Origin of the sequence: Bradyrhizobium sp. DN3 (assembly GCF_041357655.1) — a bacterium.
GTDB lineage: Bacteria > Pseudomonadota > Alphaproteobacteria > Rhizobiales > Xanthobacteraceae > Bradyrhizobium.
Genome location: NZ_JAULLN010000001.1, coordinates 649518 through 674110 on the forward strand (window position 1 = coordinate 649518; position 24593 = coordinate 674110).

21 protein-coding genes are annotated in these 24593 nt (G+C 65.3%); 7 read left to right on the forward strand and 14 right to left on the reverse strand.

Annotated features, from left to right (window positions below):
• Positions 1-51: 51 nt before the first annotated feature.
• From AAE027_RS03005 to AAE027_RS03025, 5 genes are all read right to left on the reverse strand, one after another.
• Complete coding sequence (locus AAE027_RS03005; RefSeq protein WP_370984873.1) at positions 52-1794, reverse strand: methyl-accepting chemotaxis protein; 1743 nt, start codon at positions 1792-1794, stop codon at positions 52-54.
• Between the two features lie 201 nt (positions 1795-1995).
• On the reverse strand, positions 1996-2241 hold the full coding sequence (locus AAE027_RS03010) for a DUF6894 family protein (RefSeq protein ID WP_091892596.1): 246 nt from the start codon (positions 2239-2241) through the stop codon (positions 1996-1998).
• Between the two features lie 164 nt (positions 2242-2405).
• Positions 2406-3005: a hypothetical protein gene (locus tag AAE027_RS03015; RefSeq protein ID WP_128942639.1), complete on the reverse strand. Its 600-nt coding sequence runs from the start codon at positions 3003-3005 to the stop codon at positions 2406-2408.
• A gap of 114 nt (positions 3006-3119) precedes the next feature.
• The gene (acuI, locus tag AAE027_RS03020) at positions 3120-4106 is read right to left on the reverse strand and encodes an acrylyl-CoA reductase (NADPH) (protein WP_091892600.1); all 987 of its coding nucleotides are present in this window, start codon (positions 4104-4106) and stop codon (positions 3120-3122) included.
• Positions 4107-4147: 41 nt separating this feature from the next.
• The gene (locus AAE027_RS03025; protein ID WP_128942637.1) at positions 4148-5401 is read right to left on the reverse strand and encodes an MFS transporter; all 1254 of its coding nucleotides are present in this window, start codon (positions 5399-5401) and stop codon (positions 4148-4150) included.
• A 336-nt stretch (positions 5402-5737) separates the two neighbouring features.
• On the opposite strand from AAE027_RS03025, the gene nadA reads away from it, so the two are divergent.
• The 3 genes from nadA to nadC all read left to right on the forward strand — a co-directional run bounded on the left by nadA (position 5738) and on the right by nadC (position 9567).
• The gene (gene nadA / locus AAE027_RS03030; protein WP_370984872.1) at positions 5738-6868 is read left to right on the forward strand and encodes a quinolinate synthase NadA; all 1131 of its coding nucleotides are present in this window, start codon (positions 5738-5740) and stop codon (positions 6866-6868) included.
• 196 nt (positions 6869-7064) lie between these two features.
• Entirely contained in the window at positions 7065-8678 is a 1614-nt protein-coding gene (locus AAE027_RS03035) for an L-aspartate oxidase (protein ID WP_370984871.1), read from the forward strand.
• Between the two features lie 10 nt (positions 8679-8688).
• Complete coding sequence (gene nadC / locus AAE027_RS03040; RefSeq protein ID WP_370984870.1) at positions 8689-9567, forward strand: carboxylating nicotinate-nucleotide diphosphorylase; 879 nt, start codon at positions 8689-8691, stop codon at positions 9565-9567.
• Positions 9568-9608: 41 nt separating this feature from the next.
• On the opposite strand, the gene AAE027_RS03045 is transcribed toward nadC, so the two are convergent.
• The 3 genes from AAE027_RS03045 to AAE027_RS03055 form a co-directional block, all read right to left on the reverse strand.
• Positions 9609-11057 (reverse strand): cell wall hydrolase, encoded by a 1449-nt coding sequence (locus AAE027_RS03045; RefSeq protein WP_370984869.1) that lies wholly within the window; start codon positions 11055-11057, stop codon positions 9609-9611.
• Between the two features lie 609 nt (positions 11058-11666).
• The gene (gene ppdK / locus AAE027_RS03050) at positions 11667-14606 is read right to left on the reverse strand and encodes a pyruvate, phosphate dikinase (RefSeq protein WP_370984868.1); all 2940 of its coding nucleotides are present in this window, start codon (positions 14604-14606) and stop codon (positions 11667-11669) included.
• A gap of 96 nt (positions 14607-14702) precedes the next feature.
• The gene (locus AAE027_RS03055; protein ID WP_018648785.1) at positions 14703-14858 is read right to left on the reverse strand and encodes a DUF3096 domain-containing protein; all 156 of its coding nucleotides are present in this window, start codon (positions 14856-14858) and stop codon (positions 14703-14705) included.
• Positions 14859-15081: 223 nt separating this feature from the next.
• Between AAE027_RS03055 and AAE027_RS03060 the strand changes: the two genes are divergently transcribed.
• The gene (locus AAE027_RS03060) at positions 15082-15435 is read left to right on the forward strand and encodes a DUF1236 domain-containing protein (RefSeq protein WP_091892615.1); all 354 of its coding nucleotides are present in this window, start codon (positions 15082-15084) and stop codon (positions 15433-15435) included.
• Positions 15436-15685: 250 nt separating this feature from the next.
• Here the strand turns inward: AAE027_RS03060 and glyS are convergent, their stop codons facing one another.
• From glyS to AAE027_RS03090, 6 genes are all read right to left on the reverse strand, one after another.
• Positions 15686-17785, reverse strand: coding sequence for a glycine--tRNA ligase subunit beta (glyS, locus tag AAE027_RS03065; protein WP_370984867.1), 2100 nt, complete (start codon positions 17783-17785; stop codon positions 15686-15688).
• Entirely contained in the window at positions 17785-18723 is a 939-nt protein-coding gene (locus AAE027_RS03070; protein WP_370984866.1) for a glycine--tRNA ligase subunit alpha, read from the reverse strand. The genes glyS and AAE027_RS03070 overlap by 1 nt, the downstream gene beginning before the upstream one ends.
• 229 nt (positions 18724-18952) lie before the next feature.
• Complete coding sequence (locus AAE027_RS03075; protein ID WP_091892621.1) at positions 18953-19144, reverse strand: hypothetical protein; 192 nt, start codon at positions 19142-19144, stop codon at positions 18953-18955.
• A 105-nt stretch (positions 19145-19249) separates the two neighbouring features.
• On the reverse strand, positions 19250-20158 hold the full coding sequence (locus AAE027_RS03080; protein WP_370984865.1) for a S49 family peptidase: 909 nt from the start codon (positions 20156-20158) through the stop codon (positions 19250-19252).
• Positions 20159-20373: 215 nt separating this feature from the next.
• The gene (locus tag AAE027_RS03085; RefSeq protein ID WP_370984864.1) at positions 20374-21141 is read right to left on the reverse strand and encodes a tRNA1(Val) (adenine(37)-N6)-methyltransferase; all 768 of its coding nucleotides are present in this window, start codon (positions 21139-21141) and stop codon (positions 20374-20376) included.
• Positions 21134-21361 carry a putative signal transducing protein gene (locus tag AAE027_RS03090; protein ID WP_080135683.1) on the reverse strand — a complete coding sequence of 76 codons (228 nt, stop codon included), beginning with the start codon at positions 21359-21361 and terminating at the stop codon, positions 21134-21136. The genes AAE027_RS03085 and AAE027_RS03090 overlap by 8 nt, the downstream gene beginning before the upstream one ends.
• A gap of 133 nt (positions 21362-21494) precedes the next feature.
• On the opposite strand from AAE027_RS03090, the gene AAE027_RS03095 reads away from it, so the two are divergent.
• The 3 genes from AAE027_RS03095 (at position 21495) to fabF (ending at position 24564) form a co-directional block, all read left to right on the forward strand.
• Positions 21495-22502, forward strand: coding sequence for a polyprenyl synthetase family protein (locus AAE027_RS03095; protein WP_091892643.1), 1008 nt, complete (start codon positions 21495-21497; stop codon positions 22500-22502).
• A gap of 282 nt (positions 22503-22784) precedes the next feature.
• The gene (locus AAE027_RS03100) at positions 22785-23300 is read left to right on the forward strand and encodes a winged helix-turn-helix transcriptional regulator (protein WP_370984863.1); all 516 of its coding nucleotides are present in this window, start codon (positions 22785-22787) and stop codon (positions 23298-23300) included.
• Position 23301: 1 nt separating this feature from the next.
• Positions 23302-24564, forward strand: a complete 1263-nt coding sequence (gene fabF, locus AAE027_RS03105) for a beta-ketoacyl-ACP synthase II (RefSeq protein ID WP_370984862.1) — start codon at positions 23302-23304, stop codon at positions 24562-24564.
• Positions 24565-24593: the final 29 nt, after the last annotated feature.

Below are 24593 nucleotides of genomic sequence, written 5' to 3' on the forward strand. Positions count from 1 at the left end.
GCAGTTTCGCGCGCGGCGGTTGCAGATCGGGGTCTGCTCAAGACGCCACCGTCAGCCGGCGCGCACAGAGCCGAGAAACTTGCCGACCTCGAGCTTGAGGCGGCTGCTGTCACCGGACAGCATTTGCGCGGCAGACAGGACTTGCGAGGATGCCGAGCCGGTCTCGCTCGCACCGCGCTGCACGTCGGTGATGTTGGACGACACCTGATGAGTGCCTTCTGCCGCCTGCTGCACGTTGCGGGAAATTTCCTGCGTCGCGGCGCCCTGCTCTTCCACGGCCGCCGCAATCGTCGAAGAGATCTCCGACAGCTTCTCGATGGTGTCGCTGATGTCCCTGATCGCGCCGACCGAATGCTCGGTCGCGGTCTGGATGCTGGAAATCTGCTGCCCGATCTCGCCGGTTGCCTTCGCCGTCTGCTCGGCCAGGGCCTTGACCTCGGAGGCAACCACCGCAAACCCCTTGCCCGCTTCGCCGGCGCGGGCGGCCTCGATCGTGGCATTGAGTGCGAGCAGATTTGTCTGGCCGGCGATCGAATTGATCAACTCGATCACGTCGCCGATGCGCGTCGCCGCCTTGGACAACTCGCTGACCCGCTCGGTCGTGACACGAGCCTGGCCGACCGCTTCGTTGGCCACGCGCGCGGACTGCTGAACCTGACGACTGATCTCGTTGATCGATGAGGACAGTTCCTCGGTCGCGGATGCCACCGACTGCACGTTGGTCGAGGCCTCTTCGGAGGCGGCAGCAACCACCGTGGTCAACTCCTGCGCGCGCTCGGCGGTCGAGGTGAGCGTCGAAGCCGAGGCCTCGAGCTCGGTCGAGGCCGAAGAGACGGTCTCGACGATCTCGCCGATGGCGGATTCGAAACTGTCGGCGAGCTTGTGCATCTCGGCCTTGCGTCGCGCGGCCGCGATCTGGTCCTGCCTGATCTTGGCTTCGGCCTCCTCTTGCGCCTTCTGCTCGGACACGATCTTGAACTTCTCGACGGCAGCGGCAACGCCGCCCACCTCGTCCTTGCGACCAAGCCCGGGTAGCACCACTGAAAAATCGCCGCCGGCGAGCTTGTCCATGGCCACGGTGAGCGCGCGGATCGGCCGCGCGATGCTGAGGAAGGAGAGGAGCCAGGAGCCGATCAGAACGAGCGCCGCGAAGGCGCCGACCGCCGCTCCGATCTGCTCGCTCGATCTCATCTGAGCGGCAGCCGCGGCATTGTCCTCGTCGGATTTGTGTCTCGCATAGTCGGCGATCTGGCTGATCAGCGCGTCGAGTTGGGCTGCGATCGGCAGCGTAAGCTCCCGCGCGATGCGAATGCCTTCGTCATTGAGCTTCGCGGCGCGCGTCGCGCCGTCTGGGCCAGACGCGGCGACGGCGACGGCTTCGCCGCGCACGCCGGCAATCTGCTGCGCAGCTTTGCCATAGTCCGCCGCGAGCGATCTCAGTTTCTCCATGCGGACACGATTCTCCGCCGCGTGAGAAAGCCTCAGCATCGCCTCGACCAGCATGCTCATCGAATTCTGCTGATCGCCGAGACTCTGGCTGGCCTTGTGAAGATCGGCCGCGCTATTGGCGAGACGAAGGTCGCGCACTGCGAGTTGCATGCCGCGAACTGCAACTTCGGCCCTGATTGCGTCGCGCGCGATCTCCTGCTGTGCAAGTGCACTTTGGCTGGTCTCGCGGATACTCGCATTGCCGAGCATCTGGCTCGCAATCATGGCTCCAACCAGGAGCACTCCGAGAGCCGAAGCGATCGCCAGCTTGGTCCCGATCCGCATATCCTGAAAAAGGCTCAACATGGTACGTTTCCCAAGCAACGAGCTGCCAAGTCATTGCTGGCCGCTTGGACGTTGATCGCCCTTACCGTGAAAGCCTATCGGTCAGAGTTCCTCTTTTGGTTAATGAGCGCCCTCGCAGAAATACTGATTTTGCGCGCTAAATAATTGAAATTGAACGAGGATAGTCTCGTCATAGTTGTAAATTGCAGCTTGAAGTCGGACCTAGGACGTTTTGCATCCGACAGCCTCTCCAACCAGGCTGACGCGAAAAATCGGCTGCTTGTTCTCGTCGAGCAGCTCCATGCGCCACTCGGCATTCGGCTTCAGGCCGCGGGCGATGCCGCCGAGCAGATTGGCGCAAACCTCGGTCATCTCGGTCCAGGCCGCTGCGCGATCCTCGAACTCATAAGGTTGGTCGGCAGCGCCGGAATAGCGGCCGGTGCTGATGCGAAAAAAGTACAGCGACATCGTTGAACCCTTGCGTAGGGCCGCGTCCCCCGGCCGTACGCAAACTGGGACGCGAACAGCTACCAACGCATGAAAGCCGCCGTCCGTATGACTACGGCGCGGCGGCTTCGTGTTCGATAGGGATATTCAACGACAAAGTGCGCGGCCTGCCCCGCGCAGCCAGCTCACTGAGTCGAGCGGCGCAGCTCCAGCGGAGCCTCGGTCTTCGCCGGTTCCGATTTGGCTTCCGACTTTACCGGCTCGAGGCGACCGCTCTCGACACGCGGCGTCTCGACCCGCGCGGCGACCTCTGTGTTGGGCGCGCCGATTGAACCTGTGCGCTCCGATGAGCGCAGCGAGCGCGGACGCGCGACGGCGCGTGCCATCAGCATCTGATTGCCGCCCTGATGGTGGAAGTCGCAATAGGCGAAGCCCATGCCCGAGACCGAGCCGCGGAAGCTGCGTTCGTCGGTCTTTTCCAGGTTGAAACAGGGCTCGAACGGAATGCCCTTGATCGAGGCGCAGACGTTCTGGCCGCGAATCTGGAGCGTGTTGCCGGGCAGGCGGAGATGTTTGACCGGACCTGCGCCCGAGAACTGCACCGCGCCGGCGGCACCGAGGTCGTCGAGGATGCGGCCCGCACCGCGGGTGCCGTCGAAACAGGTGAAAGCAAACACCTTGCCGGCGACGAAGCGGCGCGCCTCGTCTGCATTCATGCTTCCGGCAATGGCCGGCGCAAACGTCGCTGCCGCCGTGACAGCCCCCAACACAATACGCGCAAGCATGCTCAACTCCGAACCAACCCCGCGGCGGGCGATGCCTTATCTCTCTTTACCCGCTGCTTACCATACTAACCATGGCAAGATTGGAGCAGCTTGGTTGGTAAAGTCTGAACGCCGTCAGACTATTTTTACCACGATGCGACCGCGGACCGCGCCGGCCAGAATTTTCGCGCCCCAGTCGGACACCTCGGCAAGCGGAATTTCATGAGTGATTTCAGCTAGTTTCGTCCGGTCGAGATCGGACGCTAGGCGCTGCCAGGCGGCTTTCCGCGGCTCGATCGGGCACATCACCGAATCGATGCCGAGAAGGCACACTCCGCGCAAAATGAACGGCGCGACGGAAGATGGCAGGTCCATGCCGGCCGCCAGGCCGCACGCCGCGATCGCTCCACCGTATTTTGTCATCGACAGGAGGTTGGCGAGCGTGGTCGAGCCGACGCTATCGACGCCACCCGCCCAGCGCTCCTTGGCCAGAGGCTTCGCCGGTGCCGACAATTCGTTGCGGTCGATCACTTCGGCTGCGCCCAGGTGCTTCAGATAGTCTGCCTCCGAGGCGCGACCGGTCGAAGCGATGACGTGGTAGCCGAGCTTCGACAGCACCGCGGTCGCAACCGAGCCGACGCCGCCGGCGGCGCCCGTCACCACCACCGGGCCACTCTTCGGCGAGATGCCGTGCTTCTCCAGCGCCAGCACGGACAGCATCGCGGTGAAGCCGGCGGTGCCGATCGCCATGGCGTCGCGCGCCGACAGGCCCTGCGGCAGCGCGACCAGCCAGTCGCCCTTCACCCGCGCCTTCTCGGCATAGGCGCCGAGATGGGTTTCACCCATGCCCCAGCCGGTGCAGACCACCTTGTCACCCGCCTTCCACTGCGGATGCGAGGACGCTTCGACCGTGCCGGCGAAATCGATGCCGGCGATCATCGGGAAGCGGCGCACCACCGGCGCCTTGCCGGTGAGTGCGAGGCCGTCCTTGTAGTTCAGCGTCGACCATTCCACACGCACGGTGACGTCGCCGTCCATCAGCTCGGCTTCGTCGAACTGCGTCAGCTGCGCGGTGGTGCCCTTGTCCGCCTTGTCGATCCGGATTGCCTTGAACGTGGCCACGACTGAACTCCCTGACTTGTTTGTCGGGAATGTTTAGCCGATCAGGCCGGCTGCGCAACCGCCCGTGCGACCGGTTTCTCCACGATCGGAAGATTGATCAATGCAGAGAGCACGCCGAACAGGATCGAGAGCCACCAGATCGGCGTGTAGGAACCGAAGCGCTCGAACACGATGCCGCCGAGCCAGACGCCGAGGAAGCCGCCGACCTGATGGCTGACGAAGGCAAAGCCATAGAGCGTTGCGAGCCAACGCGTGCCGAACATCAGCGCCACCAGCGCCGAGGTCGGCGGCACCGTCGACAACCAGGTCAGGCCGGAGATCGCACCGAATGCGATCGCCGAGAACGGCGTGATCGGGAACGAGATAAAGGCGAGCGTCGCGAGCGCGCGGGTGAAATAGATCGTCGAGAGGATGTAGCGCTTGGGCAGAGTGTTCTGGAGGTAGCCGACACTCAACGAGCCCATGATGTTGAACAGGCCTATCGCCGCGATCACCCAGCCGCCGGTTTGCGCCGAGATGCCGCGATCGACCAGGAAGGCCGGCAGATGCACCGTGATGAAGGCGAGCTGGAAGCCGCAGGTGAAGAAGCCGAGCACCAAGAGCACGTAGGACCGGTGGCCGAAGGCTTCCGCCAGCGCCCTGGTGAAGGTCTGCTCATCCGCAGGCGCCGCGGTCGCCGCGCTTGCGACCGGCGGCGTCGAGAGCGCCAGCGATAGCGGGATGATCAGCAGCATCAGGAAGCCGAACACGGAGAGCGCCTGCTGCCAGCCGAAATTATCGATCAGCGCGACGCCGATCGGCGCGAACAGGAACTGCCCGAACGATCCCGCCGCGGTGCCGGCACCGAGCGCAAGGCCGCGCTTCTCGGCCGGCAGGAGCTTGCTGAACGCCGACAGCACCAGATTGAACGAGCAACCGGCGAGGCCGAAGCCGATCATGACGCCGGCGCCGAGGTCGAGCGACAGCGGCGTCGAGGAGTAGCGCATCAAGAGCAGGCCGCCGGCATAGAGCAGAGCGCCGACACACATCACCCGGAACAGGCCGAAGCGATCGGCGACCGCGCCGGCGAGGGGCTGGCCCAAGCCCCACAGCAGGTTCTGCACGGCGATCGCAAGGCCGAACACGTCGCGGCCCCAGGCGAACTCATGGCTCATCGGCTGCACGAAAAAGCCGAGCGCCGATCGCGGGCCGAAGCCGAGCATGCCGATCGCACAGCCGCAGAGAATGATGACGGCCGGGGTGCGCCAGGTCGAGGAACGTGAGACCGGAGCGAGCTCGCCTATCTGTGTCGACATGGTGTTCCTCGTCTGTTGGCGGATTCGCAAATAGGAAGCCACGAGTCAGGTCGTTTAATGCATTTGCATGAAAATCCCAAGTCAAAAACGGTTGCATTCCACGAGGAGCTATCGCGGGAGCATTGCGTTTCACGCGGCTCGCCGGACGCGCGTCGAGTGACTTGACGGGAATGTGTGCGATGGGACCTAGCGATCTTCGGCGGAGCGTGTTATCTTTGATTTACTCATATTGAGCATATTAGAGTGTCGATGACATCCAGCTCCGGCCTTCGGCCGGATTACTCGGGCTCAAAATATACTCATATTGAGCATAATTGGCATGCAAGGGAGGCTTCGATGCCGATCACTGGAATCTACGGTCCCGACGACTTCGCCAACCGGCCGCACGGCCGAATCAATGGCCAAGTCAATGTCCAAGACATCAGCTCCCCTCGCGCCGCGCCCTCCCGAGCGGGAGCCGCGCTGCCAATGCCCTCGCTGGACTGGACGCCCGGGGTCGAGCGCGCCACTGCATCCCTTTACGAACGCGTGAAGCACGTGATCCCGCCGATCGAGTGGCCGCTGCTAGCGCCGACCATCAAGGCGATCAACGAGCTGAAGCGCGCCCGGAACGCCGTGATCCTCGCGCATAACTACCAGGCGCCGGAGATCTTCCATTGCGTCGCCGACATCGGCGGCGACTCACTCCAGCTCGCGGTCGAGGCGACCAAGGTGAAGGCCGACATCATCGTCCAGTGCGGCGTGCACTTCATGGCGGAAACGTCGAAGCTGCTCAACCCGGACAAGACGGTGCTGATCCCGGATTTACGGGCCGGCTGCTCGCTCGCCGCCAGCATTACCGGCGCAGACGTTCGCCTGCTCCGCGAAAGATTCCCCGGCGTGCCGGTCGTCGCCTATGTCAACACCTCAGCGGAGGTGAAGGCCGAGGTCGATATCTGCTGCACCTCGTCCAACGCGGTGCAGGTGGTCGAGAGCCTGAACGCGCCAAGCGTGATCTTCCTGCCCGACCGCTATCTCGCTACCTACGTGGCCTCCAAGACCGACGTGAAGATCATCGCCTGGAAGGGCGCCTGCGAGGTGCACGAGCGCTTCACCGGCGATGAGCTGCGCAACCTTCGCGATGGCGATCCCACCGTGCAAATCATCGCGCATCCCGAATGCCCGCCGGACGTTCTGGCGGAGGCCGATTTCACCGGCTCGACCGCGCACATGATCAACTGGGTCCGCAACAAGCGGCCGCGACGGCTGGTGATGATCACGGAGTGCTCGATGGCCGACAACGTGCGGGCGGAACTGCCCGACGTCGAGATGCTGCGCCCCTGCAATCTCTGCCCGCACATGAAGCGCATCACGCTTGCCAACATCCTGGAAAGCCTGCGGACGCTCCGCGAGGAAGTGACGATCGATCCCGCGCTCGCGATGCGCGCACGGCGCTCGGTCGAGCGAATGATCAATCTGAAGAATTGAGCTTGAGACGTAGGCACAAACACAGCCGTCGTCCCGGACAAGCGCGCCTCAAGCGCGCACAGATCCGGGACCCATAACCACAGGCCGACGTGGTTGCAAAAAAAACCGACGTTAAGCAGCTGAGCCAAACAATTGCTGCCGCGGAGTATGGGTCCCGGCCTTCGCCGGGACGACGGCGGAGCAAGAGGAAATAGCGATGACAACAACAAACAACATCCACAATCTCACCCGGGGCACCGAAGACGTCGTCATCGTTGGCGGCGGCCTTGCCGGGCTGTTCTGCGCGCTGAAGCTCGCGCCGCGGCCGGTGACGCTGATCTCGGCGGCGCCGCTCGGACAGGGCGCATCCTCCGCATGGGCGCAAGGCGGCATCGCGGCGGCGGTGGCCGAAGGCGATACGCCGGAAGCGCATGCCGCGGACACGATTGCCGTCGGGGGCGGTCTCGTCGATGAAGCCGTTGCACTTGGCATCGCGCGGGAGGCGGCGCCGCGAATCCATGACCTTCTCGCCTATGGCGTCCCATTCGATCGCGATCTCGAAGGAAAGCTCGCTGTGGGACGCGAAGCCGCACACTCGGCCCGGCGCATCGTGCATGTGCGCGGCGACGGCGCGGGCGCGGCGATCATCGCGGCCTTGAGCGAGGCCGTGCGCCGCACGCCGTCGATCCGCATCATCGAAGGTCTCGTCGCCGAAGCACTGCTGAGCGAGGACGGCGCCGTCACGGGCCTCCAATTACGCGAGGCCGGCAATCCCGCTGCACGGCCGATCATCCTCGCCTCGCGCGCGATCGTGCTCGCCACCGGCGGCCTCGGGCATCTCTATGCCGCCACCACCAATCCGCTCGAGGCCAGCGGCTCGGGCCTTGCGATCGCCGCTCGCGCCGGCGCCGTGATCGCCGATCCCGAATTCGTGCAGTTCCATCCGACTGCCATGATGGTCGGGCGTGATCCGGCGCCGCTAGCGACCGAGGCGCTGCGCGGCGAAGGCGCGACGCTGATCAACCGCCATGGTGAGCGCTTCATGCCGGCGCGCCATCCGCTCGCCGAGCTCGCGCCGCGCGACATCGTGGCCCGCGGCGTCTTTGCCGAGATCGCGGCCGGGCGCGGCGCCTTCCTCGATGCGCGACAGGCGCTGGGGGCACGCTTCGCCGAAAAGTTTCCGACCGTGCATGCAAGCTGCATCGCCGCCGGAATCGATCCCGCGACAGAGGCGATCCCGATCGCGCCGGCCGCGCACTACCACATGGGCGGCATCGCGGTGGACGCGCGCGGCCGCAGCTCGATCGACGGGCTCTGGGCCGGCGGCGAAGTGTCGTCCACCGGCGCGCATGGTGCCAATCGGCTGGCGTCGAATTCGCTGCTGGAGGCCGTGGTCTACGCCGCGCGCATCGCTGAGGACATCGCCGGTCGCACGGTGCCCTCGCCTGCCCACTGGCCTGACGCATTGGTGACGCCGCGCGGCAGCGCGCCGGATGCTGCGGCCGTGAAGCGGCTGCGGGCGATGATGACCGCACGCGTCGGCGTGATCCGCCAGGGTGACGGGCTCGCCGAGGCCGTCCGCAGCTTCGCCGCGCTTGAACGCGAGGCTACGAGCATCGCGCTACGCAACATGGCGACGTCCGCGCTGCTCGTCGCCGCCGCGGCCTGGAGCCGGCAGGAGAGCCGCGGCGCGCATTTCCGCTCCGACCATCCGGCGGAAGTCCCTGCCCTGGCGCAACGAACGATGACCACGCTCGCCGCAGTGCGCGAGGTGGCCGACGGCCTCGCCGATCGCTTAATGCCGCGCACCGCGCAATCCATCATGGCCTGACGGAGTTCTCATGATCACCGCAACCTCACTGCTCTATCCCGACGCCTTTCTCTCGCCGCTCGCCATCGACGAGGCCGTGCAGCGCGCGCTCGACGAGGACCTCGGGCGCGCCGGCGACGTCACCTCGCTGGCAACGATTCCGGAAGCCACGACGGCGCAGGCGATCCTGGTCGCGCGCCAATCCGGCGTGATCGCTGGATTGCCGCTGGCGCTGGCGACGCTGCAAAAGCTCTCACCCGACATCGAGGTCCGCGCGCATGTCCGCGACGCCGCGCGGGTTGCCCGCGGGCAGCAGGTGTTGACGATCTCAGGGCCCGCGCGCGCCATTCTCACGTCGGAGCGGACCGCGCTGAACTTCATCGGCCGCCTGTCGGGAATTGCGACACTCACGGCCGACTACGTCGCGCGCACCGAAGGCACGAAAATGCGCATCTGCTGCACGCGGAAGACCACGCCGGGATTGCGAGCGCTGGAGAAATATGCCGTGCGCTGCGGCGGCGGGTTCAATCACCGCTTCGGCCTCGACGATGCGATCCTGATCAAGGACAACCACATCGCGGTCGCCGGCGGCATCCGCCCCGTGCTGGAGCGCGCCCGCGCTCATGCCGGCCATCTCGTCAAGATCGAGATCGAGGTGGACACGCTTGCGCAACTGCGCGAGGTGCTGGCCACCGGACTGGCCGACGCGGTGCTGCTCGACAACATGGATACCGCGACGTTGCGCGAGGCGGTGAGGCTCACCGAGGGCCGCCTCAAGCTGGAGGCGTCCGGCGGCGTCACGCTGGACTCGATCGCGGCGATCGCGGCCACCGGCGTCGACTACGCTTCTGCCGGCGCGCTGACGCATTCGGCGCCGAATTTCGACTGCGCGCTGGACATCGAGGCGTGATGGTCCTTGCCTCTCCCCGCAAGCGGGGCGAGGTAAGAGAACTACCGCCGCTCGCCCATCTCCGCGGAACTCTTGGCTTCCTGCGCGAGTTCGGCGGAGAGCGCCGCGGTCTGCGCGGGCGTGCCCCAGCTCGGCTCCTCGCTGCCGTCGCCCCAGTTGCGCGGCCGATAGAAGGTGTGCACGCCGGTCTTGTACATCTTCTTCATCTCGGCGACCCAGGACGGGCGCACCCAATAGGCGTGGTAGTGCGTCGACTTGCCGACCTCGGGCAGCCAGATCTGGCCATCGAGCATCGCTTTCGAAATCTTCTTGGCGCGCTCCCACATCTCGGGCTCGCGGATCACGTCCGGATTGTTGTCGCAGGCAAAGGTGAACTGGCAGGCGAAATGGCGGTACTTGTTCTGGTAGACGACGCCGCACACGGTGTCGGGATATTTGCCGGAGAAGACGCGGTTCATCACGACCTGCGCCACCGCGATCTGGCCGCGCACGGCCTCGCCGCGCGATTCGAAATACACCGCCTCGGCAAGGCACTTCTCGGACTTGGCGCGCGACTTGTCGTCGAGCGCGAGCCGCTCCGCCGGCGATCTGGCGCGCTGGTTGTCGGCGTTGACCTCGCCCTTCGGCGCGACGCTCTCGCCGCTTTCGATGTCCTTGGCAATCTCCGCTGTCGGCGGCGACAGCGAGGCCGTCACCTTCATGTCGGGATCAGGCATCACGATCAGCGGCTCGGCCCCGGGCTGCCAGCTCTCGATGCTTTCGAGATTGCCGCCGAGCGAGGAGCTGCCGAAGAACAGGTTCGACGTCTTGACGGTGAAGGGATCGCGCGCCGGCGGGGCCGGCGCGGTGGCCTGCTTCAGCTCGTCGAGCGGCTGCACCGCGAACGCGCGCGCGGCATCGCTCGCCTGCGGCGCGTTGGTATATTGCGGCAGCGGCGGCGCACGCAGCGCTTCCTGGAGCTCGGGATCGAGCGCGGCCGCGGACTCCGGCGACATCGGCTGCGGTAACGCGGCGGTCTTGGCACCAAACACGGAGCTGTTCGACGTCGCCGGATCTTCCTGCGCGGGCGCTGCCGGCGGCGCAGCCGCATCGGGAGACGTCGTCGGCGTCACGATCGCGAGACGATCACCCTTCATGGAGCGATCGACCTTGGGAAAATCGGCGGCCTGGTAGCGCGGCGGCGCCTGCAGCGCCGGATTGCGGCTGATCGCGCCGGTGACGTCGCGGCCATCGATGCTGGCAAGGCGAACCATCGCGCTCTGCGGAACCGAGGTGCCGATCGGCCGGGAAAAACTGTAGGTGGCGAGCTGGATCGAGGACGCCGCGGAATACACCTGCTTCTGCCACCGCTCGGCGACGCCGGGCTGGCGCGCCAGCAGCGAGGCAATGTCCTGATAGCCGGTCTCTCTCGGCATCAATGCGAAGATGCAGAGACCGATGCCGAAGGACGCGAACCGCGCGCCCTTCGGATGGTTACGCAACACTGACATCGATACGCTCACGCTACGCTTACGCCAGAAAAATCGGACCGCAGTACGTCCGTGCAATTCGATCTTTATCGTAAGTATCTAATTTAGGTTGCCGGAGCGTTAATCGACGTTGCGCGCACGGCACACTCAAGCGAACACAGGTGTTTTCACGGGGTGATCGCGCGTGTTGGTAAATGCCGAGCGAGGTGAAGCGGTAAACAATGGGTCAACGCAAATGGTGAAGGAACTCTTGCACGCACGTATCATTACGGGACGTGTGATGAGTTCCGTTGTTGGCGTTTGCGCAAAGCGTTTCCTCATAACCGGTGTCATGCCCCGCGAAAGCGGGGCATCCAGTACGCCGCGGCTTCTCGATTCAGACACTGCCGTCTCGGCGTACTGGATCGCCCGGTCAAGCCAGGCGATGACAGTGAGTGTGTGGCGCGAGGCGCATGCAACACGATCGTCATTGCGAGGAGCACTTGCGACGAAGCAATCCAGAATCGTTCCGCGGAAGGACTCTGGATTGCTTCGCTGCGCTCGCAATGACGGTGTGGATACAGCACGGCGCAAAATGAAAGAGGCGGGGTTGGGCCCCGCCTCTTCGCATTCAACATTTGACCTCGTTGCTTACGCCTGGCTCGCGATCTCCTTGCCGAGCGCGGCTTGCGCGGCGGCGAGGCGGGCGATCGGTACGCGGTAGGGCGAGCACGACACGTAATCGAGGCCGATGTGGTGGCAGAAGGCGACAGAGGCGGGATCGCCGCCGTGCTCGCCGCAGATGCCGACCTTGAGAGAGGCCCGCGTCTTGCGGCCGCGCGCGACGCCGATCTTGACGAGCTCACCGACGCCTTCCTGGTCGAGCGCGATGAAGGGATCGACCGAGAGGATACCCTTCGCAACGTACGGACCGAGGAAGCTCGCCGCGTCGTCGCGGCTGATGCCGTAGGTGGTCTGCGTGAGATCGTTGGTGCCGAACGAGAAGAACTCGGCGGACTGCGCGATCTCGGCCGCGAGCAGGCAGGCGCGCGGCAGCTCGATCATGGTGCCGACCTGATAGGCGAGCTTCGTATTGGTCTCGCGCATCACCGCCTGTGCGGTGGCATCGATCCGCGCCTTGACGAGGTCGAGCTCGGCCTTGGTCGCGATCAGCGGCACCATCACCTCGAGACCGACGGCCTTGCCGGTGCGCTTCTGCGCCTCGACCGCCGCCTCGAAGATCGCACGCGCCTGCATCTCGGCGATTTCAGGATAGGCGATCGCGATACGGCAGCCGCGGAAGCCGAGCATCGGATTGAACTCCGAGAGCTCGCGGGCGCGGTCGGCGAGGCGCCGCGGGTCGGTGTTCATGGCGCGCGCCACTTCCTCGACCTCGGCATGGGTGTGCGGCAGGAACTCGTGCAGCGGCGGATCGAGCAGGCGGATCGTGACGGGCAGGCCCTTCATGATCTCGAACAGCTCGACGAAGTCGGCGCGCTGCATCGGCAGCAACTTTGCGAGCGCGGCACGGCGCGACTGCTCGTCCTCGGAGAGGATCATCTCGCGCACCGTGCGGATGCGCGTCTCCTCGAAGAACATGTGCTCGGTGCGGCACAGGCCGATGCCTTCCGCGCCGAACTTGATCGCGGTGTGCGCGTCCTCCGGCGTATCGGCATTGACCCGCACGCCGATCTTGCGGACCTGGTCGGCCCAGTTCATCAGCGTGCCGAACTCGCCGGACAGCTCCGGCTCGATCATCGGCATGCGCCCCGCGAGCACCTGGCCGAGCGAGCCGTCGATGGTGATGACGTCGCCGGTCTTGAAGGTGCGCGAGCCGATGCTCATGGTGCCGCGGCCGTAATCGACGCGGATGGTGCCGCAGCCGGAGACGCAGGGCTTGCCCATGCCGCGCGCGACCACCGCCGCGTGCGAGGTCATGCCGCCGCGCGTGGTCAAGATGCCTTCTGCGGCATGCATGCCGTGGATGTCTTCCGGGCTGGTCTCGATGCGGACTAGGATCACCTTGCGTCCGTCGGCCTGAAGCTTGGCCGCTTCATCCGAGGAGAACACGATCTCGCCGGAGGCAGCGCCGGGCGAGGCCGGCAGGCCGGTTGCGATCACGTCGCGCTTGGCGTTGGGATCGATGGTCGGATGCAAGAGCTGGTCGAGCGAAGCCGGATCGATGCGCGTCACCGCTTCCTTCTTCGAGATCAGACCTTCATTGGCGAGCTCGACCGCGATGCGCAGCGCTGCTTTCGCAGTTCGCTTGCCGCCGCGGGTCTGGAGCATCCAGAGCTTGCCCTGCTCTACCGTGAACTCCATGTCCTGCATGTCGCGGTAGTGCTTCTCGAGCAGCGTGTAGATCCGCGTCAGCTCCTTGAAGGCCTCCGGCATCGCCGATTCCATCGACGCCTTGTCGGAGCCCGATTCCTTGCGCGCCTCCTCGGTGATGTCCTGCGGCGTGCGAATGCCCGCCACCACGTCCTCGCCTTGCGCGTTGATCAGGAACTCGCCGTAGAGCTTGCTCTCGCCGGTCGAAGGGTTGCGTGTGAAGGCAACGCCCGTTGCGGAGGTCTCACCCATGTTGCCGAACACCATGGCCTGCACGTTGACCGCGGTGCCCCAGGATTCCGGAATGTCGTGCAGCTTGCGGTAGGTCACCGCGCGCGTGTTCATCCAGGAGGAAAACACAGCACCGATCGCGCCCCAGAGCTGGTCGTGCGGATCCTGCGGGAAGTCCTTGCCGGTCTCGCGCGCGACCGCGTCCTTGTACTTGCCGACCAGCTCGACCCAATCGTCGGCGGACAGATCGGTGTCGAGCGTGTAGCCCTGGCCGTCCTTGAAGGTGTCGAGGATTTCCTCGAAATGATGATGCTCGAAGCCGAGCACCACGTCCGAATACATGGTGATGAAGCGGCGATAGCTGTCATAGGCAAAGCGGCGGTCACCCGACAGCTCGGCCAGCGCTTCCACGGTCTGGTCGTTGAGGCCGAGATTGAGCACGGTGTCCATCATGCCCGGCATCGAGGCGCGCGCGCCGGAGCGCACGGAGACGAGCAGCGGGTTCTTGGTGTCGCCGAACACCTTGCCGGTCAACTTGCCGACATGATCCAGCGCCTTCTCAACCTGAGACTGCAGTTCCTTCGGATAGGTTTTGTCGTGTGCGTAGAAATAGGTGCAGACCGAGGTCGGGATGGTGAAGCCCGGAGGGACCGGCAGGCCCAGATTGGCCATCTCGGCGAGGTTGGCGCCCTTGCCGCCGAGCAGGTCACGCATTTCCGAGCGGCCCTCGGCCTTGCCGTCACCGAATGTGAATACCCATTTGCCGGCCTTGGCCGCTGCTGGCGCCGCTTTCGCGGGCGTAGCCTTCTTCGGTGCGGGCTTCGCAGCGACCTTCGGCAGAGCCGCCTTGGTCACAGCCTTTGCCGCCGGCTTTGCGGCGGATTTGGCAGCGGGCTTGGCGACCGGCTTCGGCGCTCTCTTGGCCAGCGCCTTGCGGGCCGGCGGCGCGGCCTTCGCCGCGGCGGAGGACTTTGATTTCGCTGGGATTTTCGCTGGCATTTTCTTCGGCTTCGAAGCGGCTTTGGCCATAGCTTGCACACAACCTGCGAGAGGAATGGGAAATCGCGGGCCTTACACCATTTTGGGCGGGCCCGCGCAAGACGGACAGTTCCGAAAAGTGAACGCCTAGAGGTGGAGCCACTTCAGGAGCCCGAGCCCGATCGCGCCATTCACGATGAGGAAGATCGCGACGATCAGATTGAGGAGTCGCGGCATGATCAGGATGAGCACGCCCGCAATCAACGACAGGATCGGCGAAATGTGGGCGACGGTGATGTGCATGAATTATCTTTCTGTGGAGGTGGACGAATCGCGGGCGGATCATAGCGGTCCCGGTTCCGCGAGTAGAGACGCGTAAGACCGATGCGAGTTCCCGGCTTCGCGAAAACTGCCCGAAATTGCCGCGGATACGGCAGGCCCTTTCCCGGAACATTGCGAAGTCGCATGCATTGGCAACCGACTGCGCCACTGGCGCTTGCCGAACATCACTTCGAAGGAGTTGCCCATGCGAAACAGGATTCTTGCCCTCGCGGCGCTGTGCGTTGCGATCGGCTCGCCCCTCGCGGCACAGGCGCAAAGCGATGTCACGGTGGGACGCGCGCCCGCCGTGGTCGACAGCAGCCCGACCATTGCGGCCGACCAGCGGCTGGCCTTCCGCGACTATGTCGTCGAACAACGTGTGCCGCCGTTCCGTATCCCGGATCGCGTGGTGGTCGGCGCCATCTTACCCGAGAGCGGCATCACCTATTATGACGTGCCGCAACGTTTCGGCGCCACCACCTATCGCTACACCGTCGTGAACGGCGAGACCGTGCTGGTCGAGCCGCGCTCGCGCCGCATCGTCGAGGTGCTGAACTGAGATCGACGACCTGAGATCGACTAGATGTCCGGCGCGCCACATCAGGCTGGCGCGAGCAGTGTTAATCGGACATCAGGCCCCGCCCGGTCCTCCCCCCGCCGGGTGGGGCTTTTTTGTGCCACAGCAATAGCTGTCATTCCGGGACACGCCGAAGGCGTGGACCCGGAATCCATCGGGCCGCAGCGCATGAGGATGAATGGATTCCGGGGCTCGCGCTCCGCGCGCCCCGGAATGACAGGCTCCTGCGCGATCAATCCTGGATCTTCGAGAAATCCGCCACCGCACGCGTGGCGCTGCGGATCTCGTTCAGCAGCTTCAGGCGGTTCTCGCGCACCTTCGCATCGTCGTCATTGACGCGAACCTTGTCGAAGAACGCGTCGACCGGCGAACGCAGTTTCGCCATCGCGCTCATCGCGGCGGCAAAGTCTTCCTTGGCGACGGCAGAGTTCGCCTCCGCCTTGACCTCGCCGATCGCCCTCGCCAGCGCCTTTTCCTCGTTGAGGCTGTAAAGCGCCGCATCCGGCGCGCCGTCGAACGTGCGCTTGTCCTTCTTCTCCTCGATCGAGAGGATGTTGCTGGCGCGCTTGGTGCCGGCGAGCAGGTTCTTGCCGTCGTCACTGTCGAGAAACTTGCCGAGCGCCTCGACGCGGCGCACGATCATCAGGAGATCATCCTGACCGCCGAGTGCGAACACGGCGTCGACGAGATCGTGACGCGCGCCCTGCTCGCGGAGCTGGACCTTGAGGCGATCGGCAAAGAAGGCGAGGAGATCGCTCGGAAGCTTTTGCGCATCGGCCGGCTTGACCGACAAACCGGCGAGTGCGGACGCCGCCACCTTCATGAGCGACAAACGCAGCGCGTTCTCGGCAATCAACCTGATCACCCCGAGAGCAGCTCTCCGCAGCGCATACGGATCCTTGCTGCCCGTCGGCTTCTCATCGATGGCCCAGAAGCCAACCAGTGTATCGATCTTGTCGGCGAGCGCCACAGCAACGCTGACCGGATCTGTCGGCACGCGATCGGCAGGTCCTTGCGGCTTGTAGTGCTCCTCGCAGGCGGCAGCGACCGAAGCGTCCTCGCCCTGCGCCAACGCATAGTACTTGCCCATCAGGCCCTGCACTTCCGGGAATTCGCCGACGACTTCGGTCAGCAAATCCGCTTTCGCGAGCTGCGCGGCGCGCGTGGCCTTGCCACCATCGGCGTCGACCAGCGGCGCGATCTCGGCGGCAAGGCGCTCGATGCGCTTGATGCGCGCGGCCTGCGTGCCGAGCTTCTCATGGAACACGATCTGCTCGAACTTCGGCAGCCGGTCCTCGAGCTTGGTCTTCAGATCGGTCTCGTAGAAGAATTTTGCATCGCTGAGCCGCGCGCGGATCACGCGCTCGTTGCCGCCGATGATGGTCTTGCCGCCATCGGTGGCCTCGATGTTGGCGATCAGGATGAACTTGTTGGCGAGCTTGCCCGTCTTGGGGTCGCGCACCACGAAGCACTTCTGGTTGTTGCGGATGGTGGCGCGGATGACTTCCGCGGGCGTCGTCAAGAATTCCGGCTCGAACGAGCCCATCAGCACGACCGGCCATTCGACGAGGCCTGCGACCTCGTCGAGCAGGTTCTGGTCCTCGACAAGCTCGAACCCTTGCGCAAACGCGAGCTGCTTGGCGTCGGTGAGGATCGCATCCTTGCGGCGCTCAGGGTCGAGCACGACCTTCGCGGCGAGCAGCTTTGCTTCGTAGTCCTCGAAGCGACGCACGGAAATAGCCGCGGGTGCGAGGAAGCGATGGCCGTAAGTGGTCTGGCCGGCCTCGATGCCGTCGACCGAGAATTTCACGACGTCAGGCTCTTCGGTCTCGAGCCCGAAGGTCGCGGTGATCGCGTGCAGCGGCCGCACCCAGTTCAGCGAACCCGATTTGCCCGAACGCGCGCCCCAGCGCATCGATTTCGGCCAGGGGAAGGTGCGGATGATCACCGGCAGAATCTCGGCGAGCACGTCGATCGCGTCGCGGCCGGGCTTCTCGATCAGCGCGATGTAGAAGTCGCCCTTGGGATCGCGCTGGATCTTGGCTTCCTCGAGCGAAGTCAAACCCGTCGCCTTGAGAAAACCCTGCACGGCCGCATCGGGCGCGCCGATCTTCGGTCCGCGGCGTTCGGTCTTGAGGTCCGGTTGGCGCGCAGGGATGCCGTGCACAGTCAGCGCAATGCGGCGCGGCGTCGCGAACGCCTTGGCGCCCTCGTAGACGAGACCTTCGGCGACCAGCTTGTCGGTGACCAGGCGGCGCAGATCGTCGGCCGCCTTGGCCTGCATGCGCGCGGGGATTTCTTCCGAGAACAGTTCAAGCAAAAGATCGGGCATCAGGCCGCTCCGCCCGCTTCAGTGTGGATCCAGGCTTCGCCACAGGCCTTGGCCAGCTCGCGCACCCGCAAAATGTAGCTCTGCCGCTCGGTCACCGAGATCACGCCGCGCGCATCGAGCAGGTTGAAGACATGGCTCGCCTTGATGCACTGGTCATAAGCCGGCAGCGCCATCAGATGCTGCTTGCTGTTGCCGCCTTCGCGCCAGCCTGCGTCGAGATATTTCCTGCAGGCCGCTTCCGCCATCTTGAACTGCTCGAACAGCATCGCAGTGTCGGCGTATTCAAAATTGTGCCGCGAATATTCCTGCTCGGCTTGCAGGAACACATCGCCATAGGTGACCATGGCGTCGCCGTCGCGGCCGTTGAAGTTGAGGTCATAGACGCGATCGACGCCCTGCACATACATCGCAAGGCGCTCGAGCCCGTAGGTGAGCTCGCCCGCCACCGGCGCGCATTCGAAGCCCGCGACCTGCTGGAAATAAGTGAACTGGCTGACTTCCATGCCGTCGCACCAGCATTCCCAGCCGAGGCCCCAGGCGCCCAGCGTCGGGCTCTCCCAATCGTCCTCGACGAAGCGGATGTCGTGCACGGCGGAATCGATGCCGATCGCGGCGAGCGACTTCAGGTACAGCTCCTGAAGGTTCGGCGGCGACGGCTTCATGATCACCTGGAACTGGTAGTAGTGCTGCATCCGGTTCGGGTTCTCGCCGTAGCGGCCGTCCTTGGGCCGGCGCGAGGGCTGCACATAGGCCGCGTTCCAAGGCTTCGGCCCGAGTGCGCGCAGGGTGGTCGCCGGATGGAAGGTGCCCGCGCCCATCTCCATGTCGTAGGGCTGCAGGATCACGCAGCCCTGCTCGGCCCAGAACCGCTGGAGCGCGAGGATGAAGCCCTGGAACGAGCGTTCCGGGCGCATATGGGCGGGCAATGAGGCGTCCATCGTCAGATCAGGCTCTCGCGGGGGGTTTGAATCGCGCGGGACCGTATCGACGGCGGGGATGGGAATCAAGGCGAAGGGGACTTTCTTACCTCTCCCGCCTGCGGGAGAGGTCGGCGCGAAGCGCCGGGTGAGGGCTTTCTCCTCTTGGGGTTTCTCGCTTGTCGAGAGACCTCTTCCCCAGCCCTCCCCCGCAAGCGGGAGAGGGGCCGCACCTTGCGCGCGGGAAGAGCTACCCCGGCCGGTAAGCTCCGGTCACGGGGTCACGTTTCAGCGTCTGGATGTCCCCCATAGGGGCGGCCTCGGTGACGCGCGACAGGCGCATCTCCTCCAGCTCCTGGTTGATCCGGACAGCGGTCTTGTAGGCCCAGCGGACCACGGCAAGCCCGCCCAGGACGCCCGCGAAAGCGACGAACGGCGGCATCGGTCGATCCTTGTCTAGTGCTCAGCCCCCACGCGCATTGTTGCGCAGATGGACCTGCACCGCAATCGGAGCGTCGAGGGGCCAAATGGCGCGGGAGCGCGAGCCCTAGAACCCGAATTTCGCCCAAATCGCCCGCGTCTCGACCGCCGAGATCAGCTCGTCCGGCAGGCTGGCCATTGATTCCAGGGCCGAAAGCTGCCCCGCGCCGGGCGCTTTCCGGCCCAGAAGGCCGGAGAGGAGCCCGGTCGGCTGCGCGATCACAGGGGTGAGAACCTTCTCGCCGTAGCGGGCACGAAGAGTTGAGCGGAGATCGCCGATGCCGTCGGCGAGCCCCAGCGCGATCGCGCTCTCGCCGGCCCAGTATTCTCCCGTGAACAGGGTGTCGTCCGCGCCATTCAGCCGCGCACCGCGGCTCTCCTTCACCAGGGCAATGAAGATCTGGTGGATCTCGCGCTGGATCGCCTTCAGCTTGGCGACGTCATCCGGGTTTTCCGGCAGGAACGGGTCGAGCATCGCCTTGTGGGCGCCGGCCGTGTAGAGGCGCCGCTCGACGCCGAGCCGCCTGATCGCCTCCTGGAAACCAAAACTGCCACCGACCACGCCGATCGAGCCGAGGATCGAAGAGGGATCGCAGATGATCTCATCGCCGGCACAGGCGATCATGTAGCCGCCCGAGGCCGCGACGTCCTCGACGAAGACCAGCACGGGCAGCTTCTTCTCCGCCGCGAGCTGCTTGATGCGCAGGTAGATCTGGCGCGACTGCACCGGCGAGCCGCCGGGCGAATTGATCACCAGCGCCACCGCCTTGGCGTTCCGATACGAAAACGCCCGCTCCAGCACCCGGGCGACGGTCGCGAGCGTCATGCCCGGACGCAGCGGCGTCACTGCGCCGATCACGCCGGATAGCCGCACCACCGGCACGATTGCCGCGCCGGGCCGGAAACGCGCCGGCAGATATTGCATGAGCTTGTCGGCCAGGCCGGAACTCTCACGATCGTTCAATTGTTCGGCCATGCCGTTACCTCTGCTTAACCATTTCTTATCACGCGACTGTCATTGGAAGTGCCTGGAACGTGTTTTGCAGATTTTCCGTTGGGAGGCTGCAATGCGGCAGCGGAGAACACCATGAAAATCTATTTGCTGATGCTGCTGATCGGTGCGCTATTCATGGCGATCCGTCTGACGACGCCGCAGGAGCAGCAGTCGGAATCGCTTCCGCAGTAAGGCCGTCACGGCTCCGCCAGCGGCAACACCGCCCTCCCCTCCAGAATCTCCTTCACCTCTTTTTTAGGCACGCCTGACTCGTCGTTGAGCATGAGGCCCGGCAGCAGTCGCGCCGGCGCCCGGCCGCCTTTGACCGCGCGCACCAGCACCCGGATCGCGGGCCGTCCGGCTTCCCCATGCACCGGAAGAATCGACAGGCTGCCGAAGCCGCGTGACAGCGCTGTCAGGATGTCGGCGATCCCATCCGCCCGCCAGATCAATGTCAGCACGCCATTCGATCGCAGGATGCGCCGCGCCGCATGCACCCATGCATTCAGCGTCTCCTCGCTCGCGACATGAGCGGTGTGACGCGCCTGATCCGGCGACCCGCGATGCCGAGCCGGATCGTTGAAAGGCGGGTTCATCAGCACCACGTCGACGCTGTCGGGCACGAGCCCATGTGCCGCAAACGCCTGGGCATCGGCCGTGACGTCGAGCACGATCGCCTCGGCGGCAATTCCATTCGCCGCGGCGTTGGCCCGCGCAAGCTCCGCCAGCTTCGGATCGATCTCGACCAAGCTGAGGTTGATCCCCGCCACGCGCCGGGCGAGCGCGAGGCCCGCTGCGCCGATGCCGGCGCCGAGATCGACCACGCGATCGCCTGCCCTGGCCTCGGTCGCCGCGGCGAGCAGGATGGCGTCGTGCCCGGCACGATGGCCGGACCGCTTCTGCTTCAGGCGCAATTGCCCGCCGAGAAAGGCGTCCTCGGTGATGTCTGCTGAGGCCTCAATCATCGCCGCGCAGTTCGTGGCTGAGGCCGGCCTCGGTGAGGAGCTGGCGGGCCTCGAGGGCGTCGTCCTCATGGACCAGGATCCGCCGCGGCAAAATGCCGAGCGAGCCCTCGATGATGCTCATGTTCTGGTCCAGCACCAGATGATGGATGTTGGCACCGTCGAGCAGCGCGCCAATCGCCGACACCAGCACCATGTCGTTGGTCCGAACCAGTTCACGCAAAACGCAGGTCTCCTGCCTGAAAAAGGGGATAGCGGCAAATGTCAATGGTTCCGCGGCACTTGCCGCATCCGCCGCCAGTTTCTATTGTCTTTCCATCAGAATAGCCCTTCCGGGGCAAATATTGGAGACCGGCGTGGCCGTCATCGTACCTTTCGAAACTCCCGGCGCGTCGATCGAAGAGCTCGTTGCCCTTGTCGCCGGTGACATGGAGCGCGTCAACGCCACGATCCTGTCACGGACCGGTTCGGATGTGACCATGATCCCGGAGGTCGCCAATCATCTGATCTCCTCCGGGGGAAAACGCCTGCGGCCGATGCTGACGCTCGCCATGGCCAACCTCGCCGGCTACACCGGTGACGGCCACATCAAGCTCGCCGCCTCCGTCGAGTTCATGCACACCGCGACCCTGCTCCACGACGACGTCGTCGACGAGAGCGAGATGCGCCGCGGCAAGCTGTCGGCGCGCATGCTCTGGGGCAACGAGGCGAGCGTGCTGGTCGGTGACTTCCTGCTCGGCCAGGCTTTTCGCATGATGGTGGAGGTCGGCTCGCTGCGCGCGCTCGACATCCTCTCCGCGGCCGCTGCCACCATCGCCGAGGGCGAGGTGATGCAGCTCGCGGCTGCCAAGAACACCGCGACCACCGAGGACGAATATCTCGCCGTGATCCGCGGCAAGACCGCCGAGCTGTTCGCGGCCGCCTGCGAGGTCGGCCCTGTCATCGCTAACCGCCCGAAGGCGGAGCAGACCGCCTGCCGCTCGGTCGGCATGAATCTCGGCATCGCCTTCCAGCTCGTCGATGACGTGCTCGACTATGGTGGCAAGAGCGCCAAGCTCGGCAAGAATACCGGCGACGATTTCCGCGAGGGTAAGATCACCCTGCCGGTCGTGCTCGCCTTCCGCCGCGGCAACGACACCGAGCGCGCCTTCTGGATCCGGGCACTGGAGCGCGGCGAGATCGGCGATTCCGATCTCGACCACGCCATCGGCCTGATGAACAAGCACCGCACCCTCGAGGACACGCTGAGCCGCGCCCAGCACTACGGCGCCATGGCGGTCGACGCACTGGCACTGTTCCCCTCTTCGCCGATGAAGAGCGCGCTGGAGCAGGTCGTGGCGTTCTGTTTGGCGCGGTCGCATTAGGCGCGCCTCTACGGCACACACCGGCGACACCGGTGAGATCGCCCACCGCTGCCTCCACCATCGTCATTGCGAGCGCAGCGAAGCAATCCAGAATCCCTCTGCGGAAATAGTCTGGATTGCTTCGCTCCGCTCGCAATGACGGCGTGTGGCGCACGACCATCTTGCGCCAACTCGCATTTCAACTCACCCCACAGCCCCGCGGTCGCGCCGCTTCCTGACCGGCCCCCACGCGCACTCACCTAGTCACTTGCATTTTGCAAGTTACGCACTTACCTTCCCGCCATGCAGCCCAAATCCCCCTCCATCCTGGAATGCCCGGTTGGCCGCGCCGTGGAGACGGTCGGCGAATGGTGGAGCATCCTGATCCTGCGCGATGCGTTTCAGGGCGCGACGAAGTTCGACGAATTTTCGCAAAGCCTCGGCATCGCGCCGAACATCCTGTCGCGGCGGCTCGCCCATCTCACCGAGAGCGGCATGTTCGTTCGCCGCCGCTATCATGAGCGGCCGCCGCGCTACGAATATGTGCTGACGGATAAGGCGCGGGATTTCTTTCCCGTGATCGTGGCGCTGCTCGCCTGGGGCAACAAGCATCTCGCGCCCAAGGGCGAGTCCATCCTGCTGGCGAACCGGAGCGACGTTCGCCCCTTCGATCCGGTCGTGGTCGACGCCGCCGACATGCGTCCGATCACGCTCACCAATGCAGTCGTCATCGCAGGTCCCCGCGCCAGCCGCGGGATGCGTGCGCGGCTCGCTTCGCTCAAGGCCATGAACCCGGCCGTCGCGCCGGCTGGAGACTGACATGCGTCGTATCGTCGTGACCGGAATGGGCGCGGTGTCGCCGCTTGGCTGTGGTGTCGAACTGTCCTGGCGCCGGCTGCTCGCCGGCCAAAGCGGGCTGCGCCCGCTGCCGGAATGGGCACAGGTACTGCCGGCGCGCATTGCCGGGCTCGTGCCCGACAGGGCCGATGACGCCGAAGGCGGCTTCGATCCCGCACAGGCGGCCGCGCCAAAAGACCAGCGCAAGATGGACCGCTTCATCCTGTTCGCGCTGCTCGCCACCGCAGAAGCGGTGACGCAAGCCAAATGGATGCCGCAAGACGCAGCGGCGCAGGAACGGACCGCGACGATCATCGCCTCCGGCGTCGGCGGCTTTCCGGCGATGGCAGAGGCGGTGCGCATCACCGAGCAGCGCGGCGCCCGCCGGCTCTCGCCGTTCACGATCCCTTCGTTCCTCGCCAATCTCGCCGCGGGTCACGTCTCGATCAAATACGGCTACAAGGGTGCGCTGGGGACACCGGTCACCGCCTGCGCCGCCGGCGTGCAGGCTATCGGCGATGCCGCGCGCATGATCCGCGCTGGTGAGATCGATGTCGCGATCTGTGGCGGTGCGGAGGCCTGTATCGATATCGTCAGCCTCGGTGGCTTTGCGGCAGCACGTGCGCTGTCGAGCGGCTTCAACGACGAGCCCGCGCGCGCCTCACGCCCGTTCGATCGCGACCGCGACGGGTTTGTGATGGGCGAAGGCGCCGGCATCCTGGTGATCGAGACGCTGGAGCATGCGCTGGCGCGCGGCGCGGCGCCGATCGCGGAGATCGTCGGCTACGGCACGACGGCGGATGCCTATCACATGACGTCGGGTCCGCCCGATGGCGATGGCGCCCGCCGCGCCATGGAGATCGCGCTTCGGCAGGCGGACCTTGCGCCCGCAGATTTGCAGCACCTGAACGCGCATGCGACCTCGACGCCGGCCGGCGACGAGAGCGAGCTTGGTGCAGTCGGCGCGCTGTTCGGCCGCAGCCGCGGCATCGCGGTGAGCGCGACCAAATCGGCCACCGGCCATCTGCTCGGCGCCGCCGGCGGTCTCGAGGCGATCTTCACGGTGCTCGCTTTGCGCGACCAGATCGCGCCGCCGACACTCAATCTCGAAAACCCGGATCCTGGCGCTGATGGCATCGACATCGTCTCCGGCGCAGCGCGGCCGATGCCGATGCAGAATGCCATCTCAAACGGCTTCGGCTTTGGCGGGGTCAATGCCAGCGTGATCTTCCGCCGGATGGGCTAAACGAGGGGCCTTGCAATCGCGTCAGGCTT

Excerpts from the sequence above, each read along its gene's own strand:
- AAE027_RS03005 (WP_370984873.1), bottom strand. The coding sequence starts at position 1,794 with ATGTTGAGCCTTTTTCAGGATATGCGGATCGGGACCAAGCTGGCGATC.
- AAE027_RS03100 (WP_370984863.1), top strand. The coding sequence starts at position 22,785 with ATGCAGCCCAAATCCCCCTCCATCCTGGAATGCCCGGTTGGCCGCGCC.
- fabF (WP_370984862.1), top strand. The coding sequence starts at position 23,302 with ATGCGTCGTATCGTCGTGACCGGAATGGGCGCGGTGTCGCCGCTTGGC.
- AAE027_RS03085 (WP_370984864.1), bottom strand. The coding sequence starts at position 21,141 with ATGATTGAGGCCTCAGCAGACATCACCGAGGACGCCTTTCTCGGCGGG.
- AAE027_RS03010 (WP_091892596.1), bottom strand. The coding sequence starts at position 2,241 with ATGTCGCTGTACTTTTTTCGCATCAGCACCGGCCGCTATTCCGGCGCT.
- AAE027_RS03060 (WP_091892615.1), top strand. The coding sequence starts at position 15,082 with ATGCGAAACAGGATTCTTGCCCTCGCGGCGCTGTGCGTTGCGATCGGC.
- AAE027_RS03075 (WP_091892621.1), bottom strand. The coding sequence starts at position 19,144 with ATGCCGCCGTTCGTCGCTTTCGCGGGCGTCCTGGGCGGGCTTGCCGTG.
- AAE027_RS03035 (WP_370984871.1), top strand. The coding sequence starts at position 7,065 with ATGACAACAACAAACAACATCCACAATCTCACCCGGGGCACCGAAGAC.
- AAE027_RS03025 (WP_128942637.1), bottom strand. The coding sequence starts at position 5,401 with ATGTCGACACAGATAGGCGAGCTCGCTCCGGTCTCACGTTCCTCGACC.
- AAE027_RS03015 (WP_128942639.1), bottom strand. The coding sequence starts at position 3,005 with ATGCTTGCGCGTATTGTGTTGGGGGCTGTCACGGCGGCAGCGACGTTT.
- nadC (WP_370984870.1), top strand. The coding sequence starts at position 8,689 with ATGATCACCGCAACCTCACTGCTCTATCCCGACGCCTTTCTCTCGCCG.
- AAE027_RS03045 (WP_370984869.1), bottom strand. The coding sequence starts at position 11,057 with ATGTCAGTGTTGCGTAACCATCCGAAGGGCGCGCGGTTCGCGTCCTTC.
- nadA (WP_370984872.1), top strand. The coding sequence starts at position 5,738 with ATGCCGATCACTGGAATCTACGGTCCCGACGACTTCGCCAACCGGCCG.
- AAE027_RS03070 (WP_370984866.1), bottom strand. The coding sequence starts at position 18,723 with ATGGACGCCTCATTGCCCGCCCATATGCGCCCGGAACGCTCGTTCCAG.
- glyS (WP_370984867.1), bottom strand. The coding sequence starts at position 17,785 with ATGCCCGATCTTTTGCTTGAACTGTTCTCGGAAGAAATCCCCGCGCGC.
- AAE027_RS03080 (WP_370984865.1), bottom strand. The coding sequence starts at position 20,158 with ATGGCCGAACAATTGAACGATCGTGAGAGTTCCGGCCTGGCCGACAAG.
- ppdK (WP_370984868.1), bottom strand. The coding sequence starts at position 14,606 with ATGGCCAAAGCCGCTTCGAAGCCGAAGAAAATGCCAGCGAAAATCCCA.
- AAE027_RS03055 (WP_018648785.1), bottom strand. The coding sequence starts at position 14,858 with ATGCACATCACCGTCGCCCACATTTCGCCGATCCTGTCGTTGATTGCG.